At 67.7% G+C, this 17,706-nt stretch carries 14 protein-coding genes; 9 read left to right on the top strand and 5 right to left on the bottom strand.

Going from position 1 to position 17,706, the window contains the following annotated elements; genetic code table 11:
- Positions 1-181: 181 nt before the first annotated feature.
- Positions 182-1,714: an acetyl-CoA acetyltransferase gene (locus KXD98_RS21145; protein ID WP_260760235.1), complete on the top strand. Its 1,533-nt coding sequence runs from the start codon at positions 182-184 to the stop codon at positions 1,712-1,714.
- A gap of 7 nt (positions 1,715-1,721) precedes the next feature.
- Here the strand turns inward: KXD98_RS21145 and KXD98_RS21140 are convergent, their stop codons facing one another.
- The gene (locus tag KXD98_RS21140; protein WP_260760234.1) at positions 1,722-2,570 is read right to left on the bottom strand and encodes an LLM class F420-dependent oxidoreductase; all 849 of its coding nucleotides are present in this window, start codon (positions 2,568-2,570) and stop codon (positions 1,722-1,724) included.
- A gap of 153 nt (positions 2,571-2,723) precedes the next feature.
- Here KXD98_RS21140 and sfnG point away from each other — a divergent pair, with 153 nt between their 5' ends.
- The 8 genes from sfnG to KXD98_RS21100 all read left to right on the top strand — a co-directional run bounded on the left by sfnG (position 2,724) and on the right by KXD98_RS21100 (position 13,095).
- Positions 2,724-3,854 carry a dimethylsulfone monooxygenase SfnG gene (gene sfnG / locus KXD98_RS21135; RefSeq protein WP_260760233.1) on the top strand — a complete coding sequence of 377 codons (1,131 nt, stop codon included), beginning with the start codon at positions 2,724-2,726 and terminating at the stop codon, positions 3,852-3,854.
- A gap of 149 nt (positions 3,855-4,003) precedes the next feature.
- Positions 4,004-4,867, top strand: coding sequence for a DUF5336 domain-containing protein (locus KXD98_RS21130; protein ID WP_260760232.1), 864 nt, complete (start codon positions 4,004-4,006; stop codon positions 4,865-4,867).
- Positions 4,868-4,927: 60 nt separating this feature from the next.
- On the top strand, positions 4,928-6,316 hold the full coding sequence (locus KXD98_RS21125) for a DUF6350 family protein (protein ID WP_260760230.1): 1,389 nt from the start codon (positions 4,928-4,930) through the stop codon (positions 6,314-6,316).
- A gap of 20 nt (positions 6,317-6,336) precedes the next feature.
- Positions 6,337-6,966 carry a phosphoribosylglycinamide formyltransferase gene (gene purN, locus KXD98_RS21120; RefSeq protein WP_260760229.1) on the top strand — a complete coding sequence of 210 codons (630 nt, stop codon included), beginning with the start codon at positions 6,337-6,339 and terminating at the stop codon, positions 6,964-6,966.
- Complete coding sequence (purH, locus tag KXD98_RS21115; RefSeq protein ID WP_260760228.1) at positions 6,963-8,534, top strand: bifunctional phosphoribosylaminoimidazolecarboxamide formyltransferase/IMP cyclohydrolase; 1,572 nt, start codon at positions 6,963-6,965, stop codon at positions 8,532-8,534. The genes purN and purH overlap by 4 nt, the downstream gene beginning before the upstream one ends.
- Before the next feature lie 206 nt (positions 8,535-8,740).
- On the top strand, positions 8,741-9,601 hold the full coding sequence (locus KXD98_RS21110) for a DUF559 domain-containing protein (protein ID WP_260760226.1): 861 nt from the start codon (positions 8,741-8,743) through the stop codon (positions 9,599-9,601).
- A 133-nt stretch (positions 9,602-9,734) separates the two neighbouring features.
- On the top strand, positions 9,735-11,126 hold the full coding sequence (locus KXD98_RS21105) for a sigma 54-interacting transcriptional regulator (RefSeq protein ID WP_260760224.1): 1,392 nt from the start codon (positions 9,735-9,737) through the stop codon (positions 11,124-11,126).
- A complete protein-coding gene (locus KXD98_RS21100) occupies positions 11,119-13,095 on the top strand; it encodes a VWA domain-containing protein (protein ID WP_260760223.1) in 1,977 nt (658 codons plus the stop codon). The genes KXD98_RS21105 and KXD98_RS21100 overlap by 8 nt, the downstream gene beginning before the upstream one ends.
- A 12-nt stretch (positions 13,096-13,107) precedes the next feature.
- Here KXD98_RS21100 and KXD98_RS21095 read toward each other — a convergent pair whose 3' ends face one another.
- The 4 genes from KXD98_RS21095 to KXD98_RS21080 all read right to left on the bottom strand — a co-directional run bounded on the left by KXD98_RS21095 (position 13,108) and on the right by KXD98_RS21080 (position 17,687).
- A complete protein-coding gene (locus KXD98_RS21095; protein WP_260760222.1) occupies positions 13,108-13,686 on the bottom strand; it encodes a DUF1707 domain-containing protein in 579 nt (192 codons plus the stop codon).
- 121 nt (positions 13,687-13,807) lie between these two features.
- A complete protein-coding gene (locus tag KXD98_RS21090) occupies positions 13,808-14,575 on the bottom strand; it encodes an enoyl-CoA hydratase family protein (protein WP_260760221.1) in 768 nt (255 codons plus the stop codon).
- On the bottom strand, positions 14,575-15,735 hold the full coding sequence (locus KXD98_RS21085; protein ID WP_260760220.1) for an acyl-CoA dehydrogenase family protein: 1,161 nt from the start codon (positions 15,733-15,735) through the stop codon (positions 14,575-14,577). Before KXD98_RS21085 ends, KXD98_RS21090 begins: the two co-directional genes overlap by 1 nt.
- Positions 15,732-17,687: a biotin carboxylase N-terminal domain-containing protein gene (locus KXD98_RS21080; RefSeq protein ID WP_260765333.1), complete on the bottom strand. Its 1,956-nt coding sequence runs from the start codon at positions 17,685-17,687 to the stop codon at positions 15,732-15,734. Before KXD98_RS21080 ends, KXD98_RS21085 begins: the two co-directional genes overlap by 4 nt.
- Between the last annotated feature and the right edge of the window lie 19 nt (positions 17,688-17,706).

Raw genomic sequence — 17,706 nt, 5'->3', positions numbered from 1 at the left:
TCTCCGCGCCCGAGCAAGGGTTTGCGCGAGAAGTCGCCAAAGCCCCCTGAAACCGCCCGCGAGTTTCAGGGGGCTTTCGCGTCTCCTCAGGGGAGGTGGGCCCAGCTCGGTGGGATCCGATGTGTAACGCGTTCCAGTTTTCGGTTAGCCTGACGAATTAACAGTGGGCAGGAGGTCTGTCATGGGTATCGACCCGCGCACGCCGGTCATAGTCGGTGTCGGCCAGTTCACCGAGCGCGTAGACGACGACGGCTACCGCGGGATGTCGGCGGTCCAGCTTGCCGCTGAGGCGACGCGTGCCGCGCTGACCGACACCGGCGCCGAGGTCGCCTCGGTCGCGCAGGCCATCGAGGTCTTCGCCGGCCTGCGACAGTTCGAAATCTGCACGCCGTTCGCCGACCCGCCGCTGGGCGCCTCGGACAACTACCTGCGCTCGGTGGCGCAGCGGGTGGGCGCCGAGCCTGCCCGCGCGGTGCTGGAACCGATTGGTGGCAATGGCCCGCAGAAGCTGATGACCGAGTTCGCCGGCGCCATCGCGGCCGGCGACATCGAGGTGGCGCTGATCGTCGGCTCGGAGCCGGGGTCGACGGCGAAGTACTTCTCCAATAGACCCGACAAGCCGGATTTCACCGAGCACGTCGGTGGTCAGCTCGAGGACCGCGGCTACGGCTTCGAGCAGTACATGAGCGACTACACCGTCGCGCACGGTCTGACCGGCGCGCCCGTGCAGTACGGCTTGCTCGACAATGCGCGCCGCGCAGCGCTGGGACTCGGTGTCGGCGAGTACCGCCGGGCGATGGCCGAACTGTTCGCACCGTTCTCGGCGGTGGCCGCGAAGAATCCGTATTCGTCGTCCCCGGTGGAGCGGTCGGTCGATGACATCGTCACCGTCACCGACGAAAACCGGATGATCTGCGACCCGTACCCTCGCCTGCTCGTCGCGCGTGACACAGTGAACCAGGGCGCTGCGGCAATCGTCATGTCGGTGGCGGCCGCGCGCCGGCTCAAGGTCCCCGAACACAAGTGGGTGTATCTACGCGGGCATGCCGACCAGACCGAACAGGACCTGCTCGACCGTGAGCAGCTCGGCGTCAGCGTCTCGGCCAGACAGGCTGTGACAGAAGCTCTTCGGGTCGCCGGCATCGGCATCGACGACATCGCGACCTTCGACCTGTACAGCTGCTTCCCGTTCCCGGTGTTCGCCGTCTGTGACGAATTCGGTTTGGCTGCAGACGATCCGCGCGGACTGACGTTGACGGGCGGCCTGCCCTACTTCGGTGGTCCCGGCAACAGCTACTCGTTGCACGGGATCGCCGAGACCGTCGCCGCGATGCGTGACAAGCCAGCGGCATTCGGTCTCGTGGGCGCCAATGGTGGTGTGATGAGCAAATATTCGGTAGGTGTGTACTCCACTGAACCCGCCGAATGGGTGGCCGACCGGAGCAAGCAGTTGCAGGCCGAAATCGCCGCGCTGCCGAAGGTGCCGGTGACTCGCCACGTCGACGGCCGCGGCACCGTCGAGACCTATTCGGTCCGTTACGACTGGCCGGTGCGTACCGGCGTCATCGTCGGGCGGCTCGACGCCGACGGCTCCCGGTTCATGGCCATCACCGAGGACGCGGAGTTGGTGGCGTTGATGGCCGACGGCGATCCGTTGGCGGCGGCGATCTCGGTGACGCGCGACGGCAACGTCAACCGCGCGGTGCTGGCCTGAACGCCGATCAGACGAGCGCGCTGAGCTTTCCGGCCAGTCGCTCGACATAGGCGGCGACCTCGGAGTCGGACTTGTCGGGCAGACCGAAGAGCACTTCGGTGACCCCGATGTCGCGCCAGTGGGCCAGCTTGTCGGGGTCGGGCTTGAAGTCCAGCGCCACGATCTGCGGGGCGCCGTCGCGTCCCGCGGCGGCCCAGGTGTCCTGCAGCAGCTTCACCGGCTCGTCGATGACGAAGTCCCGCGGCGTGGTGATCCAGCCGTCGGCGGAGCGGGCGATCCATTTGAAGTTCTTTTCGGTGCCGGCGGCACCCACCAGGACGGGAATGTGGGACTGCACCGGTTTGGGCCAGGCCCACGAGGGGCCGAAGGACACGAACTCGCCGTCGTACTCGGCCTCTTCCTCGGTCCACAGCGCACGCATCGCTTCCAGGTATTCCCGCAGCATGGTCCGACGGCGTCCCGGGGGCACCTTGTGGTCAGCCAGTTCATCGGTGTTCCAGCCGAATCCGACACCGAGCGACACCCGGCCCCCAGATAGGTGGTCGAGCGTGGCGATCGACTTGGCCAACGTGATCGGGTCGTGTTCGACCGGCAGTGCCACCGCGGTGGACAACCTGACCCGGGAGGTGACGGCAGCGGCGGTGCCCAGCGAGACCCACGGATCCAGGGTCCGCATGTAGCGGTCGTCGGGCAGTGTCTCGTCGCCGGTGGTCGGGTGGGCGGCCTGGCGCTTGATCGGGATGTGGGTGTGCTCCGGAACGTAGAACGTGGTGAATCCGTGGTCGTCGGCCAACTTGGCTGCGGCCGCCGGCGTGATCCCGCGATCTGAGGTGAACAGCACCAACCCGTAGTCCATGGGGTGAATTAGAACGTGTTTCAGTCTGTCGTGGCAAGTGGGGGCCGGTCGGTCTCTCGTGCGGAGCCGCGCATCGGTGGGCTGGGTACGCGTTTACCTCACGCCGATCGATACCCGTGACCCGGCAACCGGGCGAGGGTTCGATCCACAGACATGACGACCGAACACATCGCCGACCACGTCACGTTCGCCTACTGGGTGCCCAACGTCAGTGGTGGGCTGGTAACCAGCGATATCGAGCAGCGCACCGACTGGAACTACGAGTACAACGTCAGGCTCGCCCAGACCGCCGAGAACAACGGGTTCGACTATGCCCTGAGCCAGGTGCGTTACGAGGCCAGCTACGGCGCCGAGTACCAACACGAATCCACCAGCTTCAGCCAGGCCCTGTTGCTGGCCACCCAGCGGCTCAAGGTCATCGCCGCGGTCCATCCCGGGCTGTGGCAGCCAGGCGTGCTGGCCAAGCTCGGCGCCACCGCAGATCAGCTCTCCGGCGGCCGCTTCGCCGTCAACGTCGTCAGCGGCTGGTTCAAGGACGAGTTCACCCACCTGGGCGAGCCGTGGCTCGAACACGATGAGCGCTACCGCCGCAGCGCGGAGTTTCTGCAGGTCCTGCGCAAGATCTGGACCGAGGACGAGGTGGATTTCCGCGGCGACTTCTACCGGATCCACGACTTCACCCTCAAACCCAAGCCCGTCAACACCCCGCAACGTCCCAACCCGGAGATCTTCCAGGGTGGCAACTCCACCGCCGCGTTGCGCAACGGCGGGCGCCACGCCGACTGGTACTTCTCCAACGGCAAGGACTTCGACGGGGTCACCGATCAGATCGTGGAGCTGCGCAGCCATGCCCGCAGCGCCGGGCGGGAGGTCAAATTCGGGCTCAACGGTTTCATCATCGCCAGAGACAGCGAGAAAGAAGCAAAGGAAGTCCTGCGGGAGATCATCGCCAAGGCGAACCGGCCCGCCGTCGAAGGATTCCGGGACGCCGTCCAGCAGGCCGGCAACTCGACCGCGGACAAGAAGGGAATGTGGGCCGACTCCAGCTTCGAAGACCTGGTCCAGTACAACGACGGCTTCCGGACCCAGCTGATCGGCACACCTGAGCAGATCGCCGAGCGCATCGCGGCCTACCGCAAACTCGGCGTCGATCTCATTCTGGGCGGCTTCCTGCACTTCCAGGAGGAGATCGAGTACTTCGGATCGCGGGTGCTGCCGTTGGTCCGTGACATCGAGGAGGCGGAAAAAGGCACGCTCTCGGCGGCAGAACTCACGACCGTGTGACGGCGCGGACGGCGTGGCCGGTCCCCGAGGCGTGACGCACCGCCGCGGCGGTGCGCTAGCGTGGTTCAACGAACTCAGGCGGTCCATCGCGATCGCAGTCGACCACGTCGTTGAATCCGATGCGGCGCCCGCACAGCACAGGAGAGGTCATGTCGTACCCACAAGGCCCGCCCGGAGGCCCCGGTTACCCGGGTGCTCAGCAGCCCACGACCCAGTTCACCGCCCCGACCCAGCAGTTCGCCAAGGTGCCCGATCAAGATGTCGGTGCCTCCGGTGCGAGCAAGCTGCCCGGATATCTCAGCGCAGCGGTGGCCGTGCTCGGTCTGCTCGTCTACCTGGCCAGCTTCGCCCCGCAGTTCACGGTCTCGTCGGCAGAGTTCCCGATCCTGGGCGAGATCACCGGTAGCTCGATCGGACTCATCCTGGCCGTCATCGCGTCGGTGACCGCTGCCCTGGTGGCCGGTCTGGGACTGCTGCCCAGACAGCCCAGCCTGATCAACCTGGCCGCAGTCGCCGCAGTGCTGAGTTTCCTGCTCGTGGTGGCCGAGCTGGTCAACAAGCCCAGCAACGCCTCGGTGGGCTGGGGGCTCTACCTCGTCATCGCGTTCACACTGTTGCAGGCGGGCATTGCCGTGCTGGCCCTGCTGTTCGTTACCGGAGTCGTCAACGCGCCCGCACCGCGGCCGCGTTACGACCAAGGCGCGCAGTACGGCGGCTACCCGGGCGGTTACTACGGCCAGCCCCCCGGTCAGCCACAGCACGGTGGCCCGCAGCAGCAGCGACCCGGGTACCCGACTCCGTACGGCGCACCCGGCGGCTATCCGGCAGCGGGTCCTTCGACCGGGGGCTTCCCCGCGACGTCGCCGCCGTCTGCGCAGCCTTCGACGCAGCAGTCCGGCCCGCCCACCCCGCCCACCGGCTTCCCGACCTATGGTCAGCCGCCGTCAGGGAACGGACCCGGCACGCAAAACCCGCCGTCGTCATCCTCGCAGTCGGGTCAGTCGTCGTCGTAGTCTGAGCCGCGCGTGCGCGAAGGTCGCGCCACCCAGCGTGTGCGAGGAGCGGCTCTACCCGTGAACAGTCCACCAGCCGGGACACGCCAGGCGCGTGAGCTGTTACGGGTGGCCTTCGGCCCGTCGTTGGTGGCGCTGGTGGTCATCGCTGCCGTCGTGCTGCTGCAGCTGCTGATCGCCAACAGCGACATGACCGGCGCGTTGGGCGCCATCGCCAGCATGTGGCTGGGCGTTCACCTGGTTCCGGTCTCGATTGCGGGCAGTGCGTTGGGCGTGATGCCGTTGCTGCCCGTGCTGGCGATGATCTACGGCACGGCGCGTGTCACCGCTGCGGCGACCAGCAGTTCTTCTTGGTTCGTCACCCGCTGGGTGGTGGCTTCGGCGTTGGGCGGTCCAGTGCTGGTCGCCGCGATCTGCCTGGCGGTGATCCACGACGCCGCCTCGGTGCTCACCGAGCTACAGACCCCGGATGCGCTGCGCGCTTTCGGCGCAGTGTTGGTCGTTCACGCAATCGGCGCCGGCGTCGGTGTCATGACGCGAACCGGGCGGACTCTGCTGGCGGCCACGCCGTTGCCCTCCTGGTTGCCCGACGCGGCGCGCGCGGCTGCAGCGGGAGTGTTGGCACTGCTGGGCCTGTCCGGTGTGGTGGTCGCCGGTTCCCTGATCGTGCACTGGTCGACCATGCACGAGCTGTTCTCGATCACCGATTCGGCGTTCGGGCAGTTCAGCCTGGCTGCGCTGAGCGTGCTCTACGTGCCCAACGTGATGGTCGGGGCCGCCGCGGTCGCGGTCGGCTCCAGCGCCCACGTCGGATTGGCGACGTTCAGCGCGTTCACCGTCTTCGGCGGTGAGGTACCTGCGCTGCCGGTGCTGGCAGCGGCCCCGACGCCGCCGTTGGGGCCGGTGTGGGTGGCGTTGCTGATCGTGGCCGCGGTGGCCGCGGTGGCACTGGGCCAACAGTGCGCGCGGCGTCCGCTGCCCGCTCTGCAGGCGACAGCGAAGCTGGTGGCCGCCGCAGGTGCAGCGGCTCTCGCGATGGCCCTGCTGGGCTTGGCCGGCGGTGGCGAGCTCGGTAACTTCGGCAACGTCGGCGTCGACCAGACCACCTTCGGCCCCGCGGTGTTCCTGTGGTTCGCCGGTATCGGCGGACTCACCGTGGTGATGTCGGGGGGTCTGCAACCGCGGGTGCGGGCGGCGACGGTCAGCGCCGAACCCGCACCCGACGCCGGCGAGGACTTCGTGGACGCCGACACCGAGATCATCGATGCCGAGATCGTCGATGCCGACCCGGTGACGGCCCCGGTCGAGGTCGAGCCCGAATCCGAACCTGTCGTGGCGACGGACGACGACGTGGCCCCGGCGGTCGAGTTCGACCCCGAAGAACACTTCGTCGTCGACGACGGCGGGGATGACGTTTCCCCGGACAACCGTCCCCGCGGCGCCGAATGAGCACGCATTAGGCTGCTGGCGTGCAGCCCGACGTCCGCGTGCCCCCGAGTGTGCCGGCGCGGGTGGTCGTCTTGGCCTCGGGTACCGGATCACTGCTGGCCTCGCTGCTGCGCTCGGCGATCGGTGAGTATCCGGCCCGCGTCGTGGCCGTCGGCACCGACCGTGCCTGCCCCGCGCTGGACGTCGCCGCTGCGGCGTCGATCCCGACGTTCACCGTGCGCGTCGGTGATCACCCCGACCGCGCCGCATGGGACGTCGCCATCACCGAGGCCACCGCCGCGCACCAGCCTGACCTGGTGGTCTCGGCCGGCTTCATGAAAATCCTTGGCCCGGCGTTTCTTTCCCGATTCCCGGGCCGGGTGGTCAACACCCATCCGGCGCTGCTGCCGGCGTTCTCGGGTGCGCACGCGGTGGCCGATGCTTTGGACTACGGCGTGCGCGTCACCGGATGCACCGTGCACCTGGTCGACGCGGGTACGGACACCGGACCCATCATCGCCCAGCAGGCCGTGCCGGTGCTCGACGATGACGACGAGGCCACCCTGCATGAACGTATCAAGGTGATCGAACGACAGCTCCTGGTAGATGTCCTGGCAGCGCTGGCTACCCGCGGTGTGACCTGGACGGGAAGAAAGGCGACCATAGGATGAGTGCGACCGAGAGCCGGCGACATATCCGCCGCGCACTGATCAGCGTCTACGACAAGACCGGACTGGTCTCGCTGGCCCAGGGGCTACACGAGGCCGGCGTGTCCATCGTGTCGACCGGATCGACGGCGAAAACCATTGCCGGGGCTGGTGTTCCGGTGACACCGGTCGAGGACGTCACGGGGTTTCCCGAAGTCCTCGACGGTCGGGTCAAGACTCTGCACCCGCGGGTGCATGCCGGGCTGCTGGCTGATCAGCGCAAACCCGAGCACGTCTCGGCACTGGAGGAGCTCGGCGTCGACGCGTTCGAACTGGTTGTGGTGAACCTGTATCCGTTCACCCAGACCGTCAACTCCGGCGCCGCCGTCGACGAGTGTGTGGAACAGATCGACATCGGCGGGCCGTCGATGGTGCGCGCTGCCGCGAAGAACCATCCCAGCGTCGCGGTCGTGGTCGACCCGCTGGGCTACGACGGGGTGCTGGCGGCGGTGCGCGCCGGTGGATTCACCCTGGCCGAGCGCAAGAAGCTGGCGGCGTTGGCATTCCGGCATACCGCCGAATACGACGTGGCGGTGGCATCGTGGATGGAGTCGGTGCTGGCCCCTCAAGACGGTGGTGCTGAGCTGCCACCGTGGTTCGGCGCGACGTTCCGGCGTGCCGCGGTGCTGCGCTACGGCGAGAACCCCCACCAGAAGGCGGCGCTCTACCGCGACGATGCGGGGTGGCCCGGACTTGCCCAGGCCGAGCAGTTGCACGGCAAGGAGATGTCCTACAACAACTACACCGACGCCGACGCCGCCTGGCGCGCGGCCTTCGATCAGGACGACATCTGCGTGGCGATCATCAAGCACGCCAACCCGTGCGGCATTGCGGTGTCCTCGGTCTCGGTGGCCGAAGCCCATCGCAAGGCCCATGAATGCGACCCGTTGTCGGCGTTCGGGGGCGTGATCGCTGCCAATACCGCGGTGTCGGTGGAGATGGCCGAGACGGTGTCGGAGATCTTCACCGAGGTGATCGTGGCGCCGGCCTATGACCCCGGAGCGGTGGAGGTGTTGGCCCGTAAGAAGAACATCCGCGTCCTGGTGGCCTCCGAGCCGCCGCGCGGTGGCTCCGAGTTCCGTCAGGTCAGTGGCGGATTGCTGGTGCAGCAGCGCGACGCGCTGGACGCCGCGGGCGACGACCCCAACAACTGGACGCTGGCCACCGGTGCGCCTGCCGACCCGCAGACGCTGGCCGATCTGGCCTTCGCGTGGCGGACCTGCCGCGCGGTGAAGTCCAACGCGATCGTCGTCGCCAAGGACGGCGCGACCGTCGGGGTGGGTATGGGTCAGGTCAACCGCGTCGACGCGGCAAGGCTGGCCGTGGAGCGGGCCGGGGAGCGCACCCGCGACGCGGTCGCTGCCTCCGATGCGTTCTTCCCGTTCCCCGACGGTCTCGAAACTCTGATTCAGGCAGGGGTCACCGCGGTTGTGCACCCGGGCGGTTCGGTGCGCGACGACGAGGTGACCGCAGCGGCCGAGGCGGCGGGGATCACCCTGTACCTGACCGGGGCACGGCACTTCGCACACTGAGCGCGCGGACCCGACCGGTCGAATGTTGGGTTGATGTACGCGTCGAGCGGCTAAGCGTGCCAAAAGCCAACGTTCGGTGACGCCCAGCAGTCACGTTATCCCCAGATTGAAGGCCGTGAGGCAGTTGACGCGGGAATTGTGTCGGGACGTGGTGTCACGGTGCCTGGGTGGAGAGTGGCGGGCCGTTTCTCGGTACTGAACGCGACGTGAGCCGCCGCGCGTTGCGCAGTCGCCATCAGCGGCTGTATCGCAATGTCTATCTAGCGCAGGGCATTGCGGTCACGCCCGTGATACGCGCCGCCGCCGCGTGGCTGTGGTCCGGGCGCGCTGCAACCGTCGCGGGACGGTCGGCTTCGGCACTGCACGGCGCACGGTGGATCGACGCGCAGGCCCCGGCGGAGTTGATCCGTATGCAGGCCGGCGGCGTAGACGGGATCGTGATTTATAGGGACACGCTGGCCGATGACGAAGTGTGTGTGGTCCGCGGCGTCCCCGCGACGACTCCGGCGCGCACCGCGTTCGATCTCGGGAGGTGGAACCCGCTCGTGGACGCGGTTGTCAGCCTGGACGCTCTCGCTCACGCGACCCGGTTGACGAGCTCGCAGGTTGAACCTCTGGTGCGGCGCCACCGCGGTGCACGTGGCCTTGAGCGACTGCGGGCTGCGCTCGACCTGATGGACGGCGGGGCGGAATCTCCGCAGGAGACCAGAACGCGGCTGTTGTTGGTCGCGGCAGGTTTCCCAGGTCCTAAGACGCAGATCCTGGTCTGCGACGACCACGGATACTTCATCGGACGCCTGGACATGGGTTGGCAGCAGTGGAAGGTCGGCATCGAGTACGACGGGCCCCAGCACTGGACCGATCCGTCGGTGCGTGCCCGCGACATCGATCGGTCCGCCGAACTGCAGGCGCACGGCTGGACGATCATCAGGCTGAGCCGGGACATCCTCAAATACCGCCCTGAGGTGTTCTTGACGCGAGTCCGCAACGCGATGGCCGCGGCCGGGTGGTCTGATCACGAGCGCGTGCGCGTCGATGCGTCGACCGGCGGTCCGGTGTTGGGTTGAGACTCGGTTGAGCGGCGATACGCGTGCCGAAACCCAACGTCCGCCACGATGGTGTGTGCGCAAAATGCCAGCGTGCGGGCTGATCAGGCGAACCGTCACACCCTATGAGGCACAGGCGTCGTAGCGTGGTGTGGTGACTTCACCCAACGACCTGCCCAGGACCGTCGGCGAACTGCGGGCTTCGGGACACCAGGAACGTAGCGTCAAGGCTGAGATCCGGGAGAATCTGCTGGCCGCGTTGAGCTCCGGAGCCGACGCCGAACAGTTGTGGCCCGGCATCCTCGGTTTCGATGAGACCGTGATCCCCCAGCTGGAGCGGGCCCTGATCGCCGGTCACGACATCGTGCTGCTCGGCGAGCGCGGGCAGGGCAAGACCCGGTTGCTGCGGGCACTGAACGGCATGCTCGACGAGTGGACGCCGGTGATCGCCGGCGCCGAACTCGGCGAGCATCCCTATAGCCCCATCACCCCCGAGTCCATTCGCCGGGCCGCCGACTCCGGCGACGATCTGCCCGTCACGTGGCGGCACCGTAGCGAGCGTTACACCGAGAAGCTGGCCACCCCTGACACCAGCGTGGCCGACCTGGTCGGTGACATCGACCCGATCAAGGTGGCCGAAGGTCGCAGCCTGGGTGATCCGGAGACCATCGCCTACGGTCTGATCCCGCGTGCCCACCGCGGCATCGTGGCGGTCAACGAACTTCCCGACCTCGCCGAGCGGATCCAGGTTGCGATGCTCAACGTGATGGAGGAACGCGACATCCAGGTGCGTGGCTACACGCTGCGGTTGCCGCTGGACGTGCTCGTGGTCGCCAGCGCCAACCCGGAGGACTACACCAACCGCGGCCGGATCATCACCCCGCTGAAGGACCGCTTCGGCGCCGAGATCCGCACGCACTACCCGCTGGAACTCGACGCCGAGGTGGGCGTCATCACCCAGGAAGCGCACCTGGCCGCCGAGGTGCCGGAGTACCTGCTGCAGGTACTGGCGCGCTTCGCGCGCAGCTTGCGGGAGTCTTCGTCCATCGACCAGCGTTCCGGTGTGTCGGCGCGCTTCGCGATCGCCGCCGCCGAGACGGTGGCCGCCTCAGCGCGGCATCGGGCCGCAGTGCTCGGTGAGGACGAGCCGGTCGCTCGGGTCGTCGATCTTGCGACGGTGATCGATGTGCTGCGCGGCAAGTTGGAGTTCGAGTCCGGCGAAGAGGGCCGCGAGCAGGCGGTGCTCGAGCACCTGCTGCGTCGCGCCACCGCCGAGACCGCCCAGCGGCTGCTCGGCGGTATCGATGTCGGCCCGATCGTCACCGCCGTGGAGAACGGCTCGCCGGTCACCACCGGTGAGCGGGTGTCGGCGCGCGACGTGCTGAGCGCGCTTCCCGAGGTGCCTGCCGTCGCCGAGATCCAGCGCCGGCTCGGCGCGAACTCGGAGGGACAACGCGCGGCAGCGGTGGAGTTGGCGCTGGAGGCGCTGTATCTGGCCAAGCGCATCGACAAGGTGACGGGTGAGGGCGAGACGGTCTATGGCTAGACGCCAGGCGCGATATTCGCGCTACACCGGTGGGCCCGACCCGTTGGCCCCACCGGTGGACCTGCGCGAGGCGCTGGAGGCGATCGGGCAGGACGTGATGGAGGGCACCTCGCCGCGCCGTGCGCTCTCCGAACTGCTACGCCGCGGCTCGAAGAACATGCCCGGCGCTGACAAGCTGGCTGCGCAGGCCAACCGTCGGCGGCGGGAGCTGTTGCAGCGCAACAACCTTGACGGCACCTTGGCCGACATCAAGAAGTTGCTCGACGAGGCGGTGCTGGCCGAACGCAAGGAGCTGGCCCGCGCGCTGGACGACGATGCTCGATTCGGCGAATTGCAGCTGGAGTCGTTGTCGCCCTCGCCGGCCAAGGCGGTCCAGGAGTTGTCGGAGTACCAGTGGCGCTCGCCGGAGGCCCACCAAAAGTATGAGCAGATCAAGGATCTGCTCGGTCGCGAGATGCTCGATCAGCGGTTCGCCGGCATGAAGGAGGCGTTGCAGAACGCCACCGACGAGGACCGTCAGCGGGTCAACGACATGCTCGATGACCTCAACGACCTGCTCGACAAGCACGCCGAAGGCGAAGATACCGAGCAGGACTTCCGGGATTTCATGGCAAAACACGGCCAGTTCTTTCCCGAGAACCCGGGCAACATCGACGAGCTGCTCGACTCGTTGGCCAAGCGCGCGGCCGCCGCGCAGCGGTTCCGCAACAGCCTGTCCGAACAACAGCGCGCCGAGCTGGATTCGCTGGCCCAGCAGGCGTTCGGCTCCCCGTCGCTGATGAACGCACTGGACCGGCTCGACTCGCACCTGCAGGCCGCCCGCCCCGGAGAAGACTGGGACGGATCACAGCGGTTCTCCGGCGACGATCCGCTGGGCATGGGCGAGGGTGCGCAGGCACTGGCCGACATCGCCGAACTCGAACAGCTCGCCGAGCAGCTGTCGCAGAGTTACGCCGGGGCGACCATGGACGATGTCGACCTCGATATGCTGGCCCGCCAGCTCGGCGACGAGGCCGCCGTCGACGCGCGCACGCTGGCTGAGCTGGAACGCGCGCTGATGAACGAGGGATTCCTGGACCGCGGTGCCGACGGGCAGTGGCGGCTGTCTCCGAAAGCCATGCGTCAACTCGGGCAAGCTGTGTTACGCGATGTCGCCCAACAGCTTTCCGGGCGCCACGGCGAGCGCGAAACCCGTCGGGCCGGTGCGGCAGGGGAACTGACCGGCGCGACGCGGCCCTGGCAGTTCGGTGACACCGAGCCGTGGAATGTCACCCGGACACTGACCAACGCGGTGCTGCGGGAGGCCGGCACTGGGCAGCCGTCGGCGCCGTTGAGCATCACCGTCGACGACGTCGAGATCTCCGAGACCGAGACCCGCACCCAGGCCGCGGTGGCATTGCTGGTCGACACGTCGTTCTCGATGGTGATGGAGAATCGCTGGCTGCCGATGAAGCGGACCGCGCTGGCGCTCAGCCACCTGGTCGGCACCCGCTTCCGCTCCGATGATCTGCAGATCATCGCGTTCGGGCGTTACGCGCGGACGGTGACCTCTGCGGAGCTGACCGGGTTGGAGGGCGTCTACGAGCAGGGCACCAACCTGCACCACGCGTTGGCACTGGCGTCGCGGCATCTGCGCCGGCACCCCAACGCCCAGCCGGTGGTGCTCATCGTCACCGACGGGGAGCCGACGGCTCACCTGGAGGACTTCGACGGGAATGGACGTTCTGCTGTCTTTTTTGACTACCCGCCACACCCGCGGACCATCGCTCACACCGTGCGCGGATTCGACGAGATCACCCGGCTGGGCGCGCAGGTCACGATCTTCCGGCTGGGTAATGACCCCGGACTGGCCCGGTTCATCGATCAGGTGGCTCGCCGGGTCGGCGGTCGGGTCGTGGTGCCCGACCTCGACGGCCTCGGTGCAGCGGTGGTCGGAGATTACCTCGGCGCCAAGCGGCGTCGCCGATGACCGACGTCGGCGTTAGGAGCCTTTACGCTTCTTGCGCTTGACGGCGACGCTGCCCCACAGCGAGAACCCGCCGATCCGCACACAGGGTGCACCTGGCGATCCGTCACTGTTGATGTGGTGCTCGAAGGTGCCCATCGCCGCGCGTCCGTGGACGTCGAGATTGACCTCTGGCGGGACCAATATGGTCTGTCCGCCCATGATGGAATAGGCGCGGATCTCGACGTCATGGGCGGTGAAGTCGGCGTAGCGCAGGTCGACCACGCCGCCGCCCCACAGCGCGAACGTGGTCAGCTTCTTCGGGATGTTCCACCGGCCGCGACGCTCGAACCCACTCAAGATCGCCAGTAGCAGACTCGAGGGAGCCGGCCGGCAGGGTCCGCGTCGAGTGCGGGGCGTCGCACCGGGAAGGTCGGCCGACAACCGGTCCAATTCGTCGAGGGTCTCGGCAGCGTAGGCCTTGGTCAGCCGCTGCTCGTACTCGGTGACGCCGAGCTTTCCCGACGCCGCCGCTTCGGTGAGCAGCTGGGCCACCTGAATCCGATCGGTGTCAGCGGCACGCATCGCCCCGTTGCCCGAGGCGGGCCGGTTCATTGTGGCCATCTTCTCATCGACGGTCCCTGGCCTGGGAGCTCGCCGCTGCGCACCCATACATCGCCTATGAGGGTACGGCCAACGCTGAAACACGCAAGCCCGTTCACCAAACTGTAAGCGCTCAGACCGCCCAGTGTGGAGGCCGCTTCTCCAAGAACGCCAACATCCCCTCGCGCGCCTCCGCTGAATCGAACAACGCCGCCGACTCCTGCGTCAATTTCTCGGCGCGCCGATCGAAGTCAGCGAGGATGGCCGCGGTGGTCAACGCCTTCGACGCCGCCAGCCCTTGCGGCGAACCCCGCTGCACCGCCGAGACGAACGTCGAGACCGACGCTGCGACGTCGTCGGTGGCGACGGTGATCAGACCGATCTCTGCGGCGACATCGGCGTCGAACTTCTCCCCGGTGAGGAAGTAGCGAGCGGCCGCCCGCGCCGTCAGTTTGGGGATGAGCGTGAGCGAGATGATCGACGGCGCGACCCCGATGCGCGCCTCGGTCAATGCGAAGGAGCTCGCAGCGCCGGCCACTGCGATGTCACATGCACCCACCAACCCCATACCGCCGGCGCGCACATGTCCGTCGACCGCCGCGATCACCGGCATCGGACATTCGAGGATGCGACGCAACAGACGGGTCATCTCGCCGGCCCGGGCCAGCGCCGTCTCTGCGACACCGGCGCCTGCGGTCTCACCCAGGTCCGCGCCCGCGCAGAACGTCGAACCGGTGTGGGAGAGAATGACCACCCGCACAGCCGGATCCGCCGACGCTCGGCTGAACCCGTCGTGGAGTTGCTCGACCAGCGCGGTGGACAGCGCGTTGCGGTTGTGCGGTGAGTTGAGCTTCAACCACGCCGCGCACCCGTCGACGCGGTAGTCGACCAGCGTGCTCATCAGTACGACCGCGGCAGACCGAGCGAGGTCTGTGCCACGAAGTTCAAGACCATCTCCCGGCTGACCGGGGCGATGCGGGCCAACCGCGACGCGGTGAGCACCGAGGCGATGCCGTACTCCTTGGTCAGACCGTTGCCGCCCAGCGACTGCACGGCCTGGTCGACGGCGCGCACCGATGCCTCACCGGCGGCGTACTTGGCCATGTTGGCGGCTTCGGCCGCCCCCGCGTCGTCCCCGCTGTCGTAGAGCGCTGCGGCTTTCTGCATCATCAGCTTGGCCAGTTCGATCTCGATGTGATTCTGTGCCAGCGGATGCGACAGACCTTGGTGGGCGCCGATCGGTGTTTTCCACACCTGGCGCGTCTTGACGTAGTCGACGGCCTTGTTGATCGCGAAGCGGCCCATGCCGACCGCGCTGGCAGCGCCCATGATGCGTTCCGGGTTCAGTCCCGCGAACAGCTGCGCGATCGCGGCGTCCTCGGACCCCACCAATGCGTCGGCGGGCAGGCGCACCTCGTCGAGGAACAGCTGGAACTGGAATTCCGGGCTGACGATCTCCATGTCGATCTTGGTGTAGCTCAAGCCTTTGGCGTCGGTCGGCACGATGAACAGCGCGGGTTTGAGGTTTCCGGTCTTGTGATCTTCCGTGCGGCCGACGACCAGCACCGCCTGGGCCTGGTCCACGCCGGAGATGTAGACCTTCTGGCCGGACAGGATCCAGTCGCTGCCGTCGCGGCGGGCGGTCGTGGTGATCTTGTGGGAATTGGACCCGGCGTCGGGCTCGGTGATGGCGAACGCCATCGTGACCGACCCGTCGGCGATGCCGGGCAGCCACCGCTGCTTCTGCTCCTCGGTGCCGAACTTGGCGATGATGGTGCCGTTGATGGCGGGGGAGACGACCATCATCAGCAGCGCTGAACCGGCTGCGGCCATCTCCTCCATCACCAGGCTCAACTCGTACATGCCGGCGCCGCCGCCACCGTACTGCTCGGGCAGATTCACCCCAATGAAACCGAGTTTGCCTGCCTCAGACCACAGTTCGTCGGTGTGCTGTCCGGCGCGGGCCTTCTCCAGGTAGTAGTCCTGCCCGTAGTTGGCGGCCATCGCGGCCACCGCCTGTCGTAGCGCTTGCTGCTCGTCGGTTTCGATGAAGCTGCTCATGCAGTATCTCCTTGGGGTTGTTCGACGCGGGCCAGCACCGCGCCGAGTTCGACCTGGCGGCCCGGTTCGACGTGCAGTTCGGTCAGCACCCCGGCAGCGGGCGCGCTGATGGTGTGTTCCATCTTCATCGCCTCCAGCCACACCAGAGGCTGGCCCGCGGTGACCTCGTCACCGACCGCGGCCCCGACCCGCAGCACCGAACCAGGCATCGGGGCCAACAGCGAGCCTTGGGCGAGCGCTTGGGACGGATCGGGGAAACGTGGCAGCGACGCGAGATGCACTGCACCGCTGGGCGAATCCACGAAGACATCGGAACCGTAGCGGGCCACGTCAAAGGGTCGGTCGACACCGGAGATGCTCAGGACCACTCGATGTGGCGTGGCATCGACCACTGTGACGTCGTCGCGTCCTGCGATGTGCATCCCGTCCCGACGGTGCCGGTACTGCACCTCGTGAACCGCACCGCCGTCGTCGCGGAAGAGTTTGGTCTGATACCCCGAGACGAGATTGCGCCAACCGGCGGGCAGCCCAGCGAGAACGGGTGCGTCGGCACGGTTGTGCGCGGCGTCGGCCAGCGCGGCCGCGACCGCCGACAATGCGACGGTGGCGGCGTCGGCAGTGGGTGCGGCCAGCTCGGCCAAGCCATGGCGGTCCAGGAACGCCGTGTCGGTGGCACCGTCGAGGAAGGCGCGGTGGCGCAAGACATTGACCAGGAGGTCGCGGTTGGTGCGAACGCCGTGGATCCGGGTGCGGATCAAGGTGTCGGCCAACAGCATCGCCGCCTGGGCTCGGGTGGGCGCAACCGAGATGACCTTGGCGATCATCGGGTCGTAGAACACCGAGATCTGCGATCCGTCGGACACTCCCGAGTCCAGCCGCACGCCGAGCCGGTCGATGAGCCCGAACTCGCCGGCGACCTGCGGGACCGTCAACCGGTGCACCGGTCCCGGCTGCGGTTGCCAATCCAAGGCCGGATTCTCGGCATACAGCCTGGCCTCGATCGAGCATCCGCGCATCGGTGGGGGCGCCGCAGCCAGGGGTGCACCCCCAGCCACGGCGATCTGTAGTTCCACCAGGTCGAGCCCAGTGGTCAACTCGGTGACCGGATGCTCGACCTGAAGCCGGGTGTTCATCTCCAGGAAGAAGAACGATCCGTCCTCGGCGGCCATGAACTCCACGGTGCCCGCGCCGGTGTAGGCGATGGCGGTGGCGGCCAGCCGAGCCGCATCGAAGAGTCGGTCGCGCATGCCCGAATGTCGCTGTACCAGTAGCGAGGGCGCTTCCTCGATGATCTTCTGGTGTCGGCGCTGGATCGAGCACTCCCGCTCGCCGACCGCCCATACCGTGCCGTGCTGATCGGCGAGCACCTGCACCTCTACATGGTGGCCGGTCTCGAGGTAGCGCTCACAGAACACCGTCGGGTCTCCGAACGCGGACTGCGCTTCCCGGCGCGCGGCGGCCACCTGCGCGGGCAACTCGGAGAGCTCGCGCACCACCCGCATCCCGCGGCCCCCGCCCCCGGCGGACGCCTTGACAAGCACCGGCAGCATGTCCGCGGTGACGGTATCGGGATCCAGCTCGTCGAGCACCGGAACTCCGGCCGCAGCCATCAGCTTCTTGGCCTCGATCTTGGATCCCATGGCCGCGACCGCGGCTACCGGCGGACCGATCCAGGTCAGTCCCGCCTGTTGCACGGCTGCGGCGAAATCCGGGTTTTCCGAGAGGAATCCGTAGCCCGGATGCACGGCGTCGGCGCCGGCTGCCTGCGCCGCTGCGATCAGCGCGGTGGCGTCCAGGTAGCCGCGGGTGCCGGACAGCCGCACTCGGGCGTCGGCCTCGGCGACGTGCGGGGAGTCGGCGTCGGGTTCGGTGTAGACCGCCACGGTACCGATGCCCAGCCGTCGGCAGGTGGCGAACACGCGACGGGCGATCTCTCCCCGGTTGGCGACCATCACCCGGCTGATCGGCGCG

Origin of the sequence: Mycobacterium sp. SMC-4 (genome assembly GCF_025263265.1) — a bacterium.
Taxonomy (GTDB): Bacteria; Actinomycetota; Actinomycetes; order Mycobacteriales; family Mycobacteriaceae; genus Mycobacterium.
Note: the sequence above shows the minus strand (reverse complement) of the source record. Positions and strands in the feature narration are given on the sequence as shown.